The sequence below is a fragment of the Mycobacterium canetti CIPT 140010059 genome, from assembly GCF_000253375.1.
GTDB classification, from domain to species: domain Bacteria; phylum Actinomycetota; class Actinomycetes; order Mycobacteriales; family Mycobacteriaceae; genus Mycobacterium; species Mycobacterium tuberculosis.
Genome location: NC_015848.1, coordinates 1,941,018 through 1,956,892, shown reverse-complemented (window position 1 = coordinate 1,956,892; position 15,875 = coordinate 1,941,018). Strand labels below are relative to the sequence as shown.

The following is a 15,875-nucleotide window of genomic DNA, read 5'->3' as shown; positions in this document are numbered from 1 at the left end:
CGGAGTGGTGGGCTTCGACGTTGAGTTCGTCGGTGCCTACTGGCCGCCGCTGATTGCGGCGACCACAGCATTATCGCTATCGGGGTAGAGCAACGCCATAGAGGCCTCGGAGAGGTAGCGGCGCTCGCTGGCCTGCCATTCGTCGTGCATGTCGGCCAGGACGGCGCCCACAAGGCGGATCACGGCTGCAGGATTCGGGAAGATCCCCACGACGCGGGAGCGTCGCTTGATCTCCTTATTGATGCGCTCCAATGGATTGGTCGACCAGATCTTTTGCCAGTGCGCCTTGGGAAATGCGGTGAACGCCAATACTTCTGCCCTGGCGTCGTCCATCAGCGGGCCGATCTTGGGAAACGACGCGGCGAGGCGATCACGGACCTCCTCCCAGGTCGCGTGCACCGCCTCGGCGTCGGGTGCCGAGAAAATCATTCGAAACATGCTGGCGACCATGTCGGCCTTGTCCTTGGGCACGTGGGCGAGCAGATTGCGCGCGAAGTGCACCCGACAGCGCTGATGCCCAGCGCCCTGGAAACAGCGCTTCAACGCCTTCACCAGCCCGGCGTGCTGGTCACTGATCACCAGCCGGACACCACCGAGGCCGCGCCCCTTGAGCGAGGTCAGGAACCCGCGCCAGAAGGTCTCATCCTCGCTGTCGCCGACGTCGAGGCCGAGGATCTCGCGTGACCCGTCGGCGGCGATGCCGCTGGCAACGATGACGGCCATCGACACCACCTGGCCAGTACCGTTGCGCACGTTGAGATAGGTGGCGTCGAGGTAGACGTAGGGGAACTCGATGTGCCCGAGCGTGCGGGTGCGGAACGCGCCGACGATCTCGTCGAGTCCGGCACAGATCCGCGACACCTCGGATTTGGAGATGCCGGTCTCCACACCCATCGCCTCGACCAGGTCGTCGACCGCACGGGTAGAGATACCGTGCACGTAGGCCTCCATCACCACCGCGTACAAGGCCTGATCGATCCGCCGGCGCGGCTCGAGGATCGCCGGGAAGAAAGAGCCCTTGCGCAGCTTAGGGATTCGCAGTTCCACGTCACCGGCCTGCGTGGACAGCACCCGCGATCGGGCACCGTTGCGATCGGTCACCCGAGTGTCGCTGCGTTCATAACGGGCAGCGCCGATCCGTTCAGTGGCTTCGAGCTCGATGAGTTCCTGCAACACCAGACGGACGGCATCACGGATCAAGTCGACGCCATCACCAGTGCGGAACGCGTCGAGCAACTCGGACAGGGCAGACTGTGGCAAGGCCATCGGCGGGATCTCCTTCGGTGCGTGCTTGGCGGTACACACCGACGATCTCGCCGACGGCCCCTACCTCATCGGAGCCACTCCGCAACAACCCCTAAACCCACCACGCTGCGGGACGCTTACTCGCCCAATGCCAAGAAACCGACATCAACGAACTCACCCAGGGCTGCGGCCCCCACCACCAACTGGCCACCACCGGGGGCTGGATCACCCGCAAACGCAAAGACGGCACCACCGAATGGCTTCCCCCAGCCCACCTCGACCATGGACAACCCCGCACCAACAGTTACTTTCACCCCGAAAAACTCCTGCACGACAGCGACGAAGACGATCCATGAGCGAGAGGCGCAACCTCTGTGTCGCGGGCGAGCCAAGTGACCAGCAACCGCTACCGCTAGTGACGGTCATCGCTTAGCGTGCCCGCGGGTGAGCTCCCGCCCACACCTCGCGCAGTGCATGGACGGTGACCAGGGTATAGATCTGCGTCGTGGTCACCGAGGCGTGCCCCAGCAATTCCTGCACCACCCGGACATCGGCGCCACCCTCCAGCAGATGCGTGGCGAACGAATGCCTCAACATATGCGGCGAAACACCGGCGGTGATGCCGGCACGCTCGGCCGCGTCCTGCAGAACCTGCCACGCGCTTTGCCGTGACAACCGGCCGCCGCGCGCGTTGAGAAAGATCGCCGCCGTTCCGCGGCCCCGCCGCGCTAAGTCGGGCCGTCCCCGCACCAGATAGGCGTCCAGCGCGTGCACTGCCGGGCGTCCCACCGGAACCAGCCGCTGCTTACCACCCTTGCCGCGCAACAACACCGATCTGGCGTGGGTGTCGATGTCGTCGAGGTCAAGGCCGACGGCTTCGGAGATCCGCGCCCCGGTCGAGTACAGCAGTTCCAGCACCGCACGGTTTCGCAGCGTCAGCGGGCCGTCGGACGGTTTATCGCCGCCCGCACCTTCGAGCAGCGATAGCACCTCGTCGATTGTCAGGCTCTTAGGCAATCGCCGGCTCGGCGTCGGTGGCCGGACGGCGCGCGCCACGTCCAGTTCGGCCAGCCCTTCTGCGGCAGCGAAGCGATGCAGCCCGCGCACCGCGATCAGCGCCCGTGCCGCCGACACCGCGGACAACGCCGCCGTGCCGGAATCAGGATCCCCGCGCCGCAATGCCACCAGGAACTCGCTGACGTCGTGCTCGCCGACCTTGGCCAGATCGGTAATCCCTCGTTCTTCCAGGTGCTTGGAGTAGCGGCGCAGATCACGTCGGTAGGAGCTCAATGTGTTTGCCGCGACACCTCGTTCGATCGTCAGATGGTCGAGGTAGCCCTGCAATTGCAGTGCCAGCGTCTTCATCGCTCGGCTCTCCGCGCGGCGAACGCCGTTGGCCTGTCGATCCATTCGGTATCGAGTGGGCGTGGCTGGGCGAACCCGGTCGTCACCGCGTGCACGGCCAAAACACCGGCAATGGCAATGGAATTGACGATTTCGCCACGCAGCACCCGGCGAGCCGCTTCGGCAATGGGATACCACCCCATCGTCATGTCGGCTTCTTCGTGATGGGCTTCGGGCCGGCCCACCTCGCGCAGTCCGGTGGCCAGATAGACCCGCACCGATTCGTCGCTGAAGCCCGGCGCGGTGTCCAGATCGACCAGCACCTGCCAGGTGCTGGCTTGCAGCCCGACCTCCTCCCGCAGCTCCCGGGCGGCCGTGAGATGAGGTGGCTCCCCAGCGACGTCGAGCAACCCCGCGGGCAGTTCCCAAAGCCGCCGACCATAGGTGTGGCGGTACTGATAAACCATCGGGATGTTGCCGTTGTCGTCCATCGCCACAATGGCTACGGCACCGAAGTGCTCGACGACCTCACGCGTCACAATACCCCCACCAGGCATCCGCACCTGGTCCCGACGTAATGCGAAAATGGCTCCCGTATGCAAGGTTTCCGACGATATCGTCTCGAAATCATGCTCAGCCACGAGACGCAGGTTCCGGTAGCGGCTGGCCCACGCCGTCCCGATGGGAGCTACCGTTGGGTGTGTGCTCGGGGATCTCGGGGATCTCGACAGGCAGCAACTCACCCGCCTTGTAATCGATGGCTGCCCCGACGAATGCGACAAACAGTGGGTGCGGCCGGGTGGGTCGGCTCTTCAACTCGGGGTGGGCCTGGGTGCCGACAACGAACGGATGCCGATCCGGCGGATACTCGACGAACTCTACCAAGTGTCCGTCAGGTGACGTCCCGGAAAACCTCAGGCCGCTTTCGGCGATCTTGTCTCGGTACGCGTTGTTGACCTCGTACCGGTGGCGATGCCGCTCGGACACCTGGGTAGTTTGGTATGCCTGGGCAACAACCGAATCCGGCTCCAACACGGCGGGGTAGGACCCGAGACGCATGGTACCGCCCAGATCCGCCTCGCCGGCCACGATTTCTTCTTGATCGGGCATCGTGGCGATAACGGGATCTGGTGTGTCGGGATCAAATTCGGCCGAATTGGCGTTGGTGAGACCGACCGATCGCGCGGCCTCGATCACAATGCACTGCAAACCGAGGCACAGCCCCAACACCGGCAACCCGCGCGCCCGCGCGTATGCAATGGCGCCGATCTTGCCCTCGATGCCCCTGATGCCGAATCCGCCCGGAATGAGCACCCCATGCACATCGCCGAGCGCCGCCGCGGCACCACTGGTCGTTTCACAACCGTCGGATGCCACCCAACAGATCTCGACCTTGGCCCGGTGCTTGAATCCGCCGGCACGCAATGCCTCGGCAACCGAGAGGTAAGCGTCGGATAATTCGACGTACTTGCCCACCAAAGCAATTCGCACTGTCTCATGTGGTTCGTGAACCCGGCGCAGCAGGTCGTCCCATTCGGTCCAATCGACGTCGCGGAACGGCAGATTGAGTCGGCGCACCACGAACGCATCGAGCTCCTCGCGGTGCAATACCTTGGGTATGTCGTAGATGGAGGGCGCGTCCGGGGTGGAGATAACGCCGTCGATATCGACGTCACACATCAACGCAATCTTGTTTTTCAGCGCTTCGGGAACGTCGCGGTCGCAGCGCAGGATCAACGCGTCCGGGGTAATCCCAATGCTGCGCAGTGCGGCCACCGAGTGCTGTGTTGGCTTGGTTTTGAGCTCACCCGACGGCGCCAGGTAGGGCACCAGCGACACGTGCAGAAAAAACACGTCCTCCCGGCCGAGATAGTGCCGGACTTGCCGCGCTGCCTCCAGGAAGGGCTGTGACTCGATATCGCCGACAGTGCCCCCGATTTCGGTGATGACCACGTCCGGGCGGTTACCGTCGGCGTCCGGTTGGGCCATCGCCAGGATGCGCCGTTTTATCTCGTCGGTGATATGGGGGATCACCTGCACGGTGTCGCCCAGGTATTCGCCGCGGCGCTCCTTCGCGATCACCGTTGAATACACCTGCCCGGTAGTCACATTCGCTGAGCCGGGCAAATTGCGATCGAGGAACCGTTCGTAGTGGCCGACGTCGAGATCGGTTTCGGCACCGTCCTCGGTCACGAAGACCTCGCCGTGCTGGAACGGGTTCATGGTACCCGGGTCGACGTTGAGGTACGGGTCGAGCTTTTGCATCGTGACGTGTAACCCACGAGCCGTCAACAATTGCCCTAGGCTGCTGGCGGTCAGTCCCTTGCCGAGCGAGGAAGCAACGCCGCCGCTGACGAAGAGGTGCTTGGTAGCGGTTTGCGGGTGCTTTCGCACTGAGCGACCTCCGTGAAGACGGGCAGGGCTGTTCTTGACGCTGCCAAGATTTCTCTGGCCTTGCTGGGCCTGCCGACCCACGGAAACCCACCCTAACATCCACGGCGCCTCACCGCGGGGAACACGCCCTAACGCGGGCCTACTGGGAAACCGTGACTGACATCGCCCCGTGACCGGTGCCGTAGTGCCCCACGTGGCCTCCGTTGATCAGGTCATGCAGGGCAAGGATCACGGTGATTCGTCCGGGCTCGGCGTCGATGTCGTCAACGGTGCTGATTTCGGCCGCCATGTCGGCATCGGCGCGGGTCACGGCGACGGCGGCGGGTCGGTTCGCCGAACCGTCCCGGCCGGCAAGCAGCGTGCCAGACCCGCGCGGCGCCAGCGCCGCGGCGAACCGAGCCACGCTGACCCCCTGGTTGCCGGCGTCTGTAGAGAGCGCTCCGCCGGTGACCACCACCGCGGCGTTTGCCGTCCCAATGCGGTCGCGGGGCTGATAGGTGATGAAGCCGGTTTCGCGCAGTGCCGCCAGCACAGTGTCCCGCTGCGCCTGCTCGACAGTCGGCGCCGCCGGGTCGGCGTTGCTCAGCAAGGCGATGCCGAGCAGGTCGCCGGCTTGGGAACCTTGGTCAACGAGTTTGGTGCTCAACTGGCTACCGGCCGGCAGAATGGACGAGTTCACCACTGAGCGCAGTTTCTCGGCGGAGTTGGCTTCGACGAACTCCTGGGTCAATGAGACCGTTGCGGTGACCGCACCGCCGGCCTGTCCCACGATCTTCGACACCGCAGCGATATCGTCGTCGTGGGCATCCGGGGTGCGGAAGATGACCACCGACTTGCCGACTAGCGCGTCGTGCACTATTCGGCTGCCTACTTGGATATCGAAATTGTCTGCCGCGCTGAGCTTTTCGCGAAGTGCATCCCGCTGATCGGTGAGTCGGTCGATCTGCGTGTAGAGGTCCCGCTTCTCGCTACGCAAGCTGGACAGCAAAGTATCGGAGAAAAAGCCGGAACCCAACACTACGCCCATGGCCAGCGCCAGGAAGACCGCAGCCAGTGAGACCGCATGTTGACGCAACGAGATCATGAACCCACCGTCCAAGAAAACCTAGGAGACCAAGTGCTGCACCCAAAGTGAGAATCGGTTCCAGTAGTCGATGATCCAATGCAGGACCACGCCGTCGGTGCGGGATACCCACAGTGCCACGATGATGGCGATCAGCATGGTCAGTGCCAGCAATGCGATGGCGCCGCCCGAGATGTGGTTGCGGTAGAGCGTGGCCACCGCCTTGGCGTCCACCAACTTCTCCCCTACCCGGAGTCTGGTGAGGAAGGTCGAAGGGTTGCTTTGCACACGCGTGCGGTCGAAGAACGTCTCGATGTTGGCAGCGTGGCCGGCGGTGACGAGTAGCGCCGCGCCATGATGGTCGGCCAGCAACAAGGCCAGATCCGTCGCCGAGCCCGCGGCCGGGAATGTCATGGCGCCGACACCGAGATCCTGGATTCGCTCCAGGCCCGGCGCGTGTCCATCGGCGTCGGCGGGCAACACCACCTGGGCACCGCACTTGAGCACCTCGGTGCTGATTTGGTCAGGGTCGCCGACGATGAGCTGCGGGCGATACCCCGCCTTGCGCAACACGTCCGCGCCGGCGCCCACACCAACCAGCACCGGTTGGTACTCCTTGATGAACGGCTTGAGGGACTTCAGGTCATCGGGTCCGCTGGGTTCGTCGGCGACGATCACCACGTGCCGACGCCGCAGATCGACGTCGACATCGGGAATCCCGATGCCGTCGATCAATAGCGGGCTTTCACTGCGGATGAACTCAATTGTGTTGCCGGCGAACGCCTCCAAGTGGGCGACCAACCCGCTCTTGGCCTCCCGCATCAGGTCGGCGATGTCATGATCCGTACGCTCGGTACCGCGGATCAGCCGGCGGTCGCCGGCGTACACCCCGCCTTCATACAAGCGAACCTTGGCACCGTCTTTGACCTTTTTGAAAATCTCCGGTCCGGTCTCGTCGATCAGCGTGACACCGTTGGTGACCAACACCTCTGGACCGAGGTTCGGATAGCGGCCCGAGACAGACGACGATGCGTTTACCACGGCGGCGATCTCCGCTTCCACCAGTGCATCGGCGGTGATGCGGTCCAGATCCAGGACGTCGAGAACCACAATGTCGCCGGGACAGACCCTACGCAGCAATCGGTCGATATTCCGGTCGACCCGGGCGATGCCGATCAGGCCCGGCCGGGAGGTGTTACGGGACAGAAGCGCTGACATCCTCATGGGGGGATTCTGGCGGTGAAGCTGGGCAGGTGCGTGGAGGCGCGCCGTAACATTAGCCTCACAAGTTATATGACATCACTTCAGTCACAGCCTTGCTAGGTGAGCTCGTCGTTCTGCGCGGTCTCGAGTAACTCCCGCGCGTGCGCGCGACCACTGTCGGAATCACCAAGCCCGGCCAGCATCCGTGCCAGCTCGGCCACCCGATCCTCGCTGGTCAGGCGCCGCACACCGCTGGCACCGTCGCGCCCGGTGCGCTGCACCATCAAGTGCACATCGGCATAGGCGGCGACCTGCGGCAGATGGGTGACCACGATGACCTGGTGGGTGCGAGCCAACCGCGCCAGCCGCCGCCCGATCTGTACCGCAGCCCAGCCGCCGACGCCGGCGTCGATCTCGTCGAACACCATCGTGGTGCCAGCCGCTTGTTTTCGCGAAGTAGCCAGCACCACCTCCAGGGACAACATCACCCGGGACAGTTCGCCGCCGGATGCGCTCTTGGCCAGCGGCAGCACTGTCATCCCCCGGTGTGCGACGAAACCGAACTCGACCGCATCGACGCCATCGGCACCGGCCCGGGCCAATTCGCCCGACGCCAGGGCCAAGGCGACGGGATCGCCGTGGTCGGCCAGCTCTGTGGTCACACCGATGGTGAATTCGGCATCGGCCATCGCCAGGGCGGACAGCTCCGCGCTGACCTCCTTGGCCAGCCGCTTGGCCGCCTTCCGCCGGATCGTGCTGAGATCAACTGCGGCTTGGCCTAATTCGTGGGCGAGCTCACCGGTACGGCGTTCCAGCGCTGCCAGCCCTTCTTCGGAGACGTCGAGTTGAGCCAGCCTTGCCCTCGCCTCATCCGCCCACCGGAGCACGCCATCGATGTCGGCGGCGTACTTGCGGGTTAACGTTCGCAGCTGGGCTTGGCGCGCCAGCTTGGCGTCCAGCGCGCTGGCGTCGGCGGGCAGCTCGTCCAGGTAGGCGCCGAGCTCGGCGACCGCATCGACGACCACCGTCAACGCCTCACCGACCTGTTCGGCCAACCCCCGCAACGCGGCATCATCGCTGGATTGCAGTGCCGCACGTGCCCGCCCGAGGCTGTCGACGGCGCCGCGGTCGAATGCGTCCGCGTCTGGTGTCCCGCACAACGTCGCGCGTGCAGTAGTCGCGGCCTCCCGCAGGGTGTCCAGTTCGGAAAGCCGGGCGATGTCGGCGACCAACGCCACGTCCTCCCCCGGCTGCGGGTCGACGGTGTCGATCTCGTTGAGCGCGAATTTCAGCCGATCGGCCTCTTGCGCTAGTTCCCGGGCCCGGTTGCGACGGTCGACGAGGTCGCGTCGGGCCGTTAGCCAGGCATCCCGCAGCTTGCGGTAACGCTGGACGGCTTCGCCAGCGGCCGCAAAGCGGTCCAGTGCACCACGTTGTTCGTCAGGGCGCATCAACCGCAGCTGGTCGTTCTGCCCGTGCAGAGTAAGCAGCTCGTTCGTGAAACCGCTCAACGATTTGGCGGGTACACCGCGGCCGCCGAGGTAGGCGCGCGACGGTCCATCGCGACTGATCGAGCGCAACGCGATCACGCTGCCGTCCTCGTCGCGCTCGGCCCCCGACGAGTCGAGAACCGCCTGCAGCCCCGCGACGGTCGCGTCGTCGAGATCGGTTGTAGTAAAACGCCCTTCGACAACGGCACGGTCAGCACCGGACCGAACGCGAGTTGCATCGGCCCGGGCACCACCAAGTAGGTGCAGCCCGGTCACCACCATGGTCTTGCCGGTGCCGGTCTCCCCGGTCAGCACGGTAAAGCCGCGATCGAACTCAGCGGTGGCAACGCTGATGGCGCCCAGCGACTCGATCCGTAATTCAGTCAACACCTTCGGCGCGCCGCTACTTTCCGCGCCAACCGGTCACCGGCAACCGGAACTTGCGCACCAGCCGGTCGGTGAATGGCGCACTGTCCAGCCGTGCCCATTTGACGGACGTGACACAGCGGGTGACCTCGAGTCTGCTGCCGGCCGGTATCAGCATTTCGCGGCGACCGTCGCAGAACACCAAGGCGTCATGCCCGTCGGCCTCTATTTCGATGGCGATGGTGGCTTCGGGGCTGGTGACCATCGGCCGGCCAAACAGCGCGTGAGCGTTGTTGGGGACCACCAGGATCGCTTCGAGGTCGGGCCACAGCACCGGGCCTCCCGCCGAGAATGCATAGGCGGTTGATCCGGTCGGCGTGGACACCAACACCCCGTCGCAGCCAAACGCCGACACCGGCCGACCGTCAATTTCCACGACCACCCCAAGCACGCCGAGCCTCGGGCCCTTTTCCAGACTGACTTCGTTGAGCGCCCAACCCCGGTTGACGATGCGCCCGCCCTGGCGCACCACGACATCCAGAGTCAAGCGGTCTTCCACCCGGTAATCCTGTGCGACAACATGCTCGAGCACCGCGTCGATTGCCTCCGCCTCGGCCTCGGCCAAAAAGCCGATGCGGCCCAGATTGACGCCCAACACCGGAATGCTGGCGTTGCGGGCCAGCTCGGCTGCCCGCAAAAAGGTGCCATCGCCGCCCAAAACCAGCACCAGTTCGCAGCCGTCGGCTGCGTGCTGGTCCGCGTCAACCACCTCGATCTCGACGCCCATGGCCCGCATGTCGTCAGGAGCCAGATGCAACGACCCTCGGTCGACTGCTTCGGCAGAGAGCACGCGAAGCGCAATTTTATTGTCGCCCAATACTTTTTCTACGCGCCGTGCGGTCTCGGTGGCTTCGTCGCGCCCGGTGTGGACGACCAGCAGAACACTGCGATGAGCGGTCACTACGGGCCCTCGCTAATCGCACGGTGCACCGCATCCTCCAATCCCTTGGCCGACAATGCCCGGTCGGTCTGCGTGCGCAACCACAGGAAGTACTCGACATTGCCCGATGGGCCCGGCAGCGGGCTGGCCTTGACGCCGACGCTGTGCCAGCCCAGCTCCTGTGCCCGCCGCGCGACCGCGAGCACCGACCGCGCACGCAACTGCGGGTCATGGACCACCCCACCGGGGCCGACCTGACCTTTCCCCACCTCAAACTGCGGCTTCACCAGTGGAACGATATCGGCGTCGCGCGAAGCGCATCCAACCAGCGCGGGCAACACGGTAGCCAACGAGATGAACGACAGGTCGGCCACTACCAGGTCGACGCGACCGCCGATCGCCTCCGGTGTGAGGCCACGTGCGTTGGTCCGCTCGAGGACCACCACCCGAGGATCGTTGCGCAGCGACCACGCCAGCTGGCCGTATCCGACATCGGCGGCCACCACGTGGGCGGCACCACGGTCCAGCAGTACTTCGGTGAACCCACCGGTCGATGCGCCCGCGTCCAGACAGCGCCGGCCCGCCACCGCGATCGCGAACGCCTCCAGCGCACCGACTAGTTTGTGCGCTCCGCGCGATACCCAGGCGCGTTCACTGTCGGTCACCACGGTCAGCGCGGTGGTGTCGGACACGGCGGTGGCCGGCTTGACCGCCGGCAGCCCGTCGATGCGCACCTTGCCGGCGCCGATCAACTCCGCGGCCTGTTGACGTGATCGCGCCAGGCCCCGCCGGACCAGCTCGGCGTCAACGCGGGCACGTCGTGCCACGCCGCACTCAACCCTTCTCCGCCGACTCCAGGGCGGCCAACAACACCTCGTGCGCCTCGGAAAGACGACGTGCGATGCCTTCGAGTTCGGCCAGAGACGGTCCGTTCTCGGCGTCGGCGGGGTCGGGCAGCGAAGCAAGTAGGGCGTCGATTTCGGCACGGATCTGGTCAGGATCGATGGTCATTGCGTTCCTACGCTAGTCACCGGATGATCGCTGCGCATCAACGACCAGCGTTGCAAGGCCGCACGGGCCCGCTCGTCGCCGGCCTCGATGCGCAGTGGCCGCTGGTGAAGATCGGCGGCCCGCGCCTCCCATACCGCGCTGGCCACAGCGCGAACGATGGATAGCCCGTCGTCGATAAATTCCAGATCGTCGACGTCGCCGTTCGCGCAGACCGTTACCGCACCACCACCGACGTCGATCTGCCAGCCCGGCTGCGGTGCCACCGCCAGCAGCTTGCTGTCCTGGTGTAACGAGCGCAGGTCGTGGCCAATGTAGGTGGGCCGGCGCACGGGCTCGGCGTACACCGCATCCCAGGCGCTGTTGACCCCGGTGAGCACCATCAGGCTGGGCAACCCCGCGGCGTTGGCACCCTCGATGTCGGTGTCCAGCCGGTCACCGACCACCAGTGCCGCCCGGAAGTCGCCCCGGGCCACCGCCTCGGTCATCAAGGCGGGCGCGGGCTTGCCCGCCACTCGGGGGTCCATGCCGGTGGCCGTGCGCAGCGCAGCCACCATGGACCCGTTGCCGGGCAGCAGGCCCCGTTCGGTGGGCAAGGTGGGGTCGACGTTGGCCGCCACCCACAGGGCGCCCGCCCGGATGGCCAGCGCGGCTTCGGCAAGGTCGGACCATCCGGTGGTCATTGAAAGGCCCTGTACGACGGCGTCGGGTCGATCCTCAAAGCGTCGTACCGGACGCAATCCGACCGCGGCGACTTCGTTAGCCAACGCCTCGGTGCCGACGATGAGCACCCGCGCACCCGGCGCCAGCTGGCCGGCCAGCAGGTGGGCAGCGCTCTGAGCGCTGGTGACGACGTCCTCACCGGTTGCGGTGAAGCCGAGCTCGCACAAGTGCGCCGCCACCTCGTCGGCGCTACGCGACGCGTTGTTGGTGACAAACAGCTTGCGGCTGCGCACCTGACTCAACGACTGCACCGCGCCGCCGGTGGGCTGACGGCCACAAAACACCGTCCCGTCCAGGTCAATCAGCAGACAGTCATGTTCCTGCGCAATGCTTTTCATTTCTGTTCTCGTGCGCCTAGCTCGTCTACCCGATCTTCGGCGTCGGTGACGCCGTCGATGTCCGCCGCCGCGGACCGTAGGAACCATTGCAGGGCCTCGTCGCCACGGCCCAACGCCAGCAGTATTTCAGCGTAGGCGTAGAACAGGCGCGCCGCGGTCGAACCCGTACGGCCCGGGTCGAGCTGCGGCGTGGACAACACCGTCAACGCCTGCTCCAGTTGCCCGAGATCGGCGCGCGCGCCGGCGGCGACGATGCGCAACTCGTCGGCGGCGTCACCGCTGAGCTCGACCGCCTCGGACCCGCGCGCCAATTCGATGGCCCGCTGCGGCCGGCCCAGACCGCGTTCGCAATCCGCGATCAACGCAAGCAGGGGGGACTTGCTCCCCATTCTTCGGGCTGCCCGCAATTCGGCCAACGCCTGCGCCCAATCGCCGCAGCGGTAGGCGGCGATTCCGACAGCTTCGCGCACAGCGGCGATCCTGCTGGCCCGAACCCGCGCCGCCCGCGCGTGGCGCAGAGCGGCTTCTGGGTCGTCGTCGATCAACTCGCCGGCAGCTACCAGGTGACATGCCACCGCGTCGGCCGTGGCACGGTCCAAGGTGCTCAGTTCGCGCCGGATCTCGGGCGCCAGTTGCCTGGCGTGGATACCCGGCGGAATCGCGGGCCCATCCCGGAACGCAGGTCGGTTGTCGGCGGCAGCCGAGCGCGGTCGTCGCCCGCCCCTGCGCCCTTGCCTGTCGTCGACCACTCGGTAGAGGTTACGGGGGTTGCTGCGCCCCGTAACTATCAGGCCTGTAACCGGTTAGGCATCAGCGGCGCAATCACCGCCGGGCAATACGTCCCAATCGCGACAATGGTGAACGTACTCGCCATATCACGCGACATGCCATTGATCTCAGCCATTCTGGACGTGATCGATTCGAACGTCCCGCCCGGCGCAACCACCATCGGACAAACCGATCTGCCTAGCGCCACCGTGGTCGCCGGTTGGTCATAGGCAATGCCGGCGTTGGTCAACGCCGTCAGGAATGCGTTACCCATCATGTCGGCCTGGATCGGCGCCGCGCAGCTCGCGGCACCACCAAACACCCCGGCCAGCAACGCGAGCAACGTCGTCGCCTGCCGGCCCGTTCGCCAGGTCCGTGTCCCGTCGTGTGTGTGTGCCGTCATCTCCCGCTTCTCGTTGTTGTCGCACTTGCGTCATTTAAGGCACCTCGACAACAGTGGCCAACAAGAGTCACGTTCACAGCACAGTGGGATAAAGGTTTGCACACTAACGCGTTTCGTGTGGAATGTGTGCGCGTTAACCGGGTAGGGGGGCACCGCGGGGCCGATCGTCCCCCGATTGGTGGACTTCACGATCCACCGGATGCGGGATTCGGCATTTCCCCCGGCCACCGACTAGTCGTGGGATACCAGCGGAGTCCAAACCCGCCAAAGATAAGTCAGGAAGTGGAAATCGACTACAACGCAACGCCGCTCGCCTGTCACATGAAAGGATGATGACCCGTTGTCACACGCACAGCTGTTTAGTGAGAGCGAGACCACGTACTCGATCCCGTTGTTCCACGCCGGCGACACCGCCGAGTGAGGTCAACGCACTAGACTTCGACGGGGGTCTCATCACCTCCCAATCCCCCCAAGTCTGAGATCCCCGTCGAACCCCAGGCTTCAGCGGGGGGCTTATCGATGCATCCCCACCCCATCCCTCGAGATAAGATCCCCCGCTGGCCCTCCCCTACCGCCCAGCGATATTCCATGGGCCGCTCACGTCGCATATCACCTTGGGACCCGAGGACGTCGAGGACGTGGTGGCTCGGCTCAGCCAATCCGTTCCACCCCGGCGATACTCCGCTTTCCACGACGTAGCACTAACCAGCGGCCGTGCAAGAAGTCCGAACTTTGCGGCACCCATTCCTCGTTATCAACCCGAATGTTGTTGACCGACACCCCACCCTCGTGGATCGTGCGCCGCGCCGCGCCCTTGCTGGCCGACAGGCCGCTGGCCACCAATAAGTCGACGATTCCGTCGGGACTGCCCGGTTTGAGTTCGGCGACCGTGGTTTCCCGCAACGCAGCAGCCAGTGTCGCCTCGTCCAGACGGGCCAACTCGCCCCGACCGAAGAGTGCCCGGCTGGCATGCTCGACGGCTGCGGTCGCCGCCTCGCCATGCACCAAGACGGTGAGCTCGCTGGCGAGCCGGCGCTGGGCGGCCCGTTGTTGCGGGCGTTGCGCTGTCGCCTGTTCCAGCTCGGCCAACTCGTCGGCCGACAAGAAGGTGAACCACCGTAGGTAGCGGATCACATCCGCGTCCGCGGTGTTCACGAAGTACTGGTACCAGGCATAGGGGCTGGTCATTTGGGGATCCAACCACAGGCTCCCGCCGCCGGTTGATTTGCCGAACTTGGTGCCGTCGGCAGCGGTCACCAAGGGGACGGTAAGCGCATGCACGGTGGCACCGAGCTTCTGGCGCACCAACCGGACGCCGGCAATGATGTTGCCCCACTGATCTGCACCACCGATCTGCAGCGTGCAGCCGTGGCGCCGGTGCAATTCGACGTAGTCGTTGGCCTGCAGCAACAGGTAGCTGAATTCGGTGTAAGAGATCCCCTCCCCCGCCAGACGCCGCCGGATGGTGTCGCGGGCCAGCATCACGTTGACCGAGAAGTGCTTGCCGATATCACGTAGAAACTCGATAGCCGATAGTGAGCCGGTCCATTCCAGGTTGTTCTCGACGATCGCGCCCATTGGTGAGTCGTCGAAGTCGACGAAGCGCTCCAGCTGCCCACGGATCCGTTCGGTCCATTCGGCGACGGTGTCGGCCTCGTTGAGACTGCGCTCGCCGACGTCACGTGGATCACCGATCATGCCGGTGGCCCCGCCGGCCAGCACGATGGGGCGATGACCGGCGCGCTGAAAGCGCCGCAACGTCAGCAGCGGCACCAAATGTCCGGCATGCAGGCTAGGCGCGGTGGGATCGAAGCCGGCGTACACCGTCATCGGCCCGCGCTGTGCTTCGGCGGCCAACGTGTCGAGGTCGGTCGACTGCGCGATCAACCCGCGCCAGCTGAGCTCATCGAGGATCATGCCAGACATCCCGCAAGACTCTAGTCGCTGGCTCCCCGGGCCGGTGCCCGCGAGCTTCGCCGGTAGGCCGACACCTCCGGTCGACCCGTGAGCCACAATCGCCATGGCCGGTCAGCGGCTTGACTGACCCCAACGCGCGGCCCCGACCTGGCACGGTGCGTGTCGTTGAGCCTCAGCCGCACCGGACTGGACGGATCAAACAAGTCAATCCCGTTGTCGGCCATGGTGATTCCGAGGGCAGCGCAGAGGTTTCCCGGGCCGCGCGCCAGTGCGACAGCGCGCACCGTCTGCCCGCGCCGAGACGTGGCGAGCTCGGCGCCGTCCTCGATGGCGGCGGCCCTAAGTAGCACAGCGGCAGCCGTGCCATCGGGCCCGCACGCGACGTTGGCACAGACATGGATCCCATGGCTGCGGTAGGTGTAAAGCCGCCCCGGGGGCCCGAACATGACGTCGTTGCGGCCATTGCGGCCGCGGTAAGAGTGCGCCGCGGCGTCCGGCCAGGGACCGTCGGGCACCCCGCCATACGCCTCGACCTCGACCACCATCGCACGCACACCCCGTCCGGCAATAGTTGCGCCGAGCAGCCGATGCGCGGCCGCGACCGGGTCGATCGCCAGTTCCTCAGCGTTCATCAGAGACGATTGTGCACCGGCCCTTGACAAACCCGCACGAC

At 65.5% G+C, this 15,875-nt stretch carries 15 protein-coding genes and 1 pseudogene; 1 reads left to right on the top strand and 15 read right to left on the bottom strand.

Going from position 1 to position 15,875, the window contains the following annotated elements; genetic code table 11:
- Positions 1–36: 36 nt before the first annotated feature.
- Positions 37–1,266: an IS256-like element IS1553 family transposase gene (locus MCAN_RS08960; RefSeq protein WP_014000877.1), complete on the bottom strand. Its 1,230-nt coding sequence runs from the start codon at positions 1,264–1,266 to the stop codon at positions 37–39.
- 119 nt (positions 1,267–1,385) lie between these two features.
- Here MCAN_RS08960 and MCAN_RS21340 point away from each other — a divergent pair.
- Positions 1,386–1,601, top strand: a pseudogene (locus MCAN_RS21340) (HNH endonuclease signature motif containing protein); the annotation flags it as partial.
- A gap of 73 nt (positions 1,602–1,674) precedes the next feature.
- On the opposite strand, the gene xerD reads toward MCAN_RS21340, so the two are convergent.
- The 14 genes from xerD to MCAN_RS08885 all read right to left on the bottom strand — a co-directional run bounded on the left by xerD (position 1,675) and on the right by MCAN_RS08885 (position 15,834).
- A complete protein-coding gene (xerD, locus tag MCAN_RS08950; protein ID WP_003408401.1) occupies positions 1,675–2,610 on the bottom strand; it encodes a site-specific tyrosine recombinase XerD in 936 nt (311 codons plus the stop codon).
- The gene (locus MCAN_RS08945) at positions 2,607–3,230 is read right to left on the bottom strand and encodes an ADP-ribose diphosphatase (RefSeq protein ID WP_003408399.1); all 624 of its coding nucleotides are present in this window, start codon (positions 3,228–3,230) and stop codon (positions 2,607–2,609) included. Before MCAN_RS08945 ends, xerD begins: the two co-directional genes overlap by 4 nt.
- On the bottom strand, positions 3,223–4,983 hold the full coding sequence (locus tag MCAN_RS08940; protein WP_003408396.1) for a CTP synthase: 1,761 nt from the start codon (positions 4,981–4,983) through the stop codon (positions 3,223–3,225). Before MCAN_RS08940 ends, MCAN_RS08945 begins: the two co-directional genes overlap by 8 nt.
- 139 nt (positions 4,984–5,122) lie before the next feature.
- Entirely contained in the window at positions 5,123–6,067 is a 945-nt protein-coding gene (gene mctB, locus MCAN_RS08935) for a copper transporter MctB (RefSeq protein ID WP_014000883.1), read from the bottom strand.
- Positions 6,068–6,088: 21 nt separating this feature from the next.
- Positions 6,089–7,270: a putative cytokinetic ring protein SteA gene (steA, locus tag MCAN_RS08930; RefSeq protein ID WP_014000882.1), complete on the bottom strand. Its 1,182-nt coding sequence runs from the start codon at positions 7,268–7,270 to the stop codon at positions 6,089–6,091.
- A gap of 95 nt (positions 7,271–7,365) precedes the next feature.
- A complete protein-coding gene (recN, locus tag MCAN_RS08925; protein WP_003408385.1) occupies positions 7,366–9,129 on the bottom strand; it encodes a DNA repair protein RecN in 1,764 nt (587 codons plus the stop codon).
- A gap of 13 nt (positions 9,130–9,142) precedes the next feature.
- A complete protein-coding gene (locus tag MCAN_RS08920) occupies positions 9,143–10,066 on the bottom strand; it encodes an NAD kinase (RefSeq protein ID WP_003408383.1) in 924 nt (307 codons plus the stop codon).
- On the bottom strand, positions 10,066–10,872 hold the full coding sequence (gene tlyA / locus MCAN_RS08915; protein WP_003408382.1) for a 16S/23S rRNA (cytidine-2'-O)-methyltransferase TlyA: 807 nt from the start codon (positions 10,870–10,872) through the stop codon (positions 10,066–10,068). The genes MCAN_RS08920 and tlyA overlap by 1 nt, the downstream gene beginning before the upstream one ends.
- A gap of 7 nt (positions 10,873–10,879) precedes the next feature.
- Positions 10,880–11,056, bottom strand: a complete 177-nt coding sequence (locus MCAN_RS08910; protein ID WP_003408381.1) for a hypothetical protein — start codon at positions 11,054–11,056, stop codon at positions 10,880–10,882.
- Positions 11,053–12,114, bottom strand: coding sequence for an HAD-IIA family hydrolase (locus MCAN_RS08905; protein WP_003408380.1), 1,062 nt, complete (start codon positions 12,112–12,114; stop codon positions 11,053–11,055). Before MCAN_RS08905 ends, MCAN_RS08910 begins: the two co-directional genes overlap by 4 nt.
- Positions 12,111–12,863 (bottom strand): tetratricopeptide repeat protein, encoded by a 753-nt coding sequence (locus MCAN_RS08900; RefSeq protein WP_003408379.1) that lies wholly within the window; start codon positions 12,861–12,863, stop codon positions 12,111–12,113. The genes MCAN_RS08905 and MCAN_RS08900 overlap by 4 nt, the downstream gene beginning before the upstream one ends.
- Before the next feature lie 38 nt (positions 12,864–12,901).
- A complete protein-coding gene (gene lprJ / locus MCAN_RS08895; RefSeq protein ID WP_003408378.1) occupies positions 12,902–13,285 on the bottom strand; it encodes a lipoprotein LprJ in 384 nt (127 codons plus the stop codon).
- Between the two features lie 651 nt (positions 13,286–13,936).
- On the bottom strand, positions 13,937–15,211 hold the full coding sequence (gene tyrS, locus MCAN_RS08890; protein ID WP_003408375.1) for a tyrosine--tRNA ligase: 1,275 nt from the start codon (positions 15,209–15,211) through the stop codon (positions 13,937–13,939).
- Positions 15,212–15,222: 11 nt separating this feature from the next.
- The gene (locus MCAN_RS08885; protein ID WP_003408373.1) at positions 15,223–15,834 is read right to left on the bottom strand and encodes a DNA-3-methyladenine glycosylase; all 612 of its coding nucleotides are present in this window, start codon (positions 15,832–15,834) and stop codon (positions 15,223–15,225) included.
- Between the last annotated feature and the right edge of the window lie 41 nt (positions 15,835–15,875).

Bases quoted from the DNA above. Each gene is read 5' to 3' on its own strand.
- MCAN_RS08960 (WP_014000877.1), bottom strand. From the start codon at position 1,266: ATGGCCTTGCCACAGTCTGCCCTGTCCGAGTTGCTCGACGCGTTCCGC.
- xerD (WP_003408401.1), bottom strand. From the start codon at position 2,610: ATGAAGACGCTGGCACTGCAATTGCAGGGCTACCTCGACCATCTGACG.
- mctB (WP_014000883.1), bottom strand. From the start codon at position 6,067: ATGATCTCGTTGCGTCAACATGCGGTCTCACTGGCTGCGGTCTTCCTG.
- steA (WP_014000882.1), bottom strand. From the start codon at position 7,270: ATGAGGATGTCAGCGCTTCTGTCCCGTAACACCTCCCGGCCGGGCCTG.
- MCAN_RS08910 (WP_003408381.1), bottom strand. From the start codon at position 11,056: ATGACCATCGATCCTGACCAGATCCGTGCCGAAATCGACGCCCTACTT.
- MCAN_RS08905 (WP_003408380.1), bottom strand. From the start codon at position 12,114: ATGAAAAGCATTGCGCAGGAACATGACTGTCTGCTGATTGACCTGGAC.
- lprJ (WP_003408378.1), bottom strand. From the start codon at position 13,285: ATGACGGCACACACACACGACGGGACACGGACCTGGCGAACGGGCCGG.
- tyrS (WP_003408375.1), bottom strand. From the start codon at position 15,211: ATGTCTGGCATGATCCTCGATGAGCTCAGCTGGCGCGGGTTGATCGCG.
- MCAN_RS08885 (WP_003408373.1), bottom strand. From the start codon at position 15,834: ATGAACGCTGAGGAACTGGCGATCGACCCGGTCGCGGCCGCGCATCGG.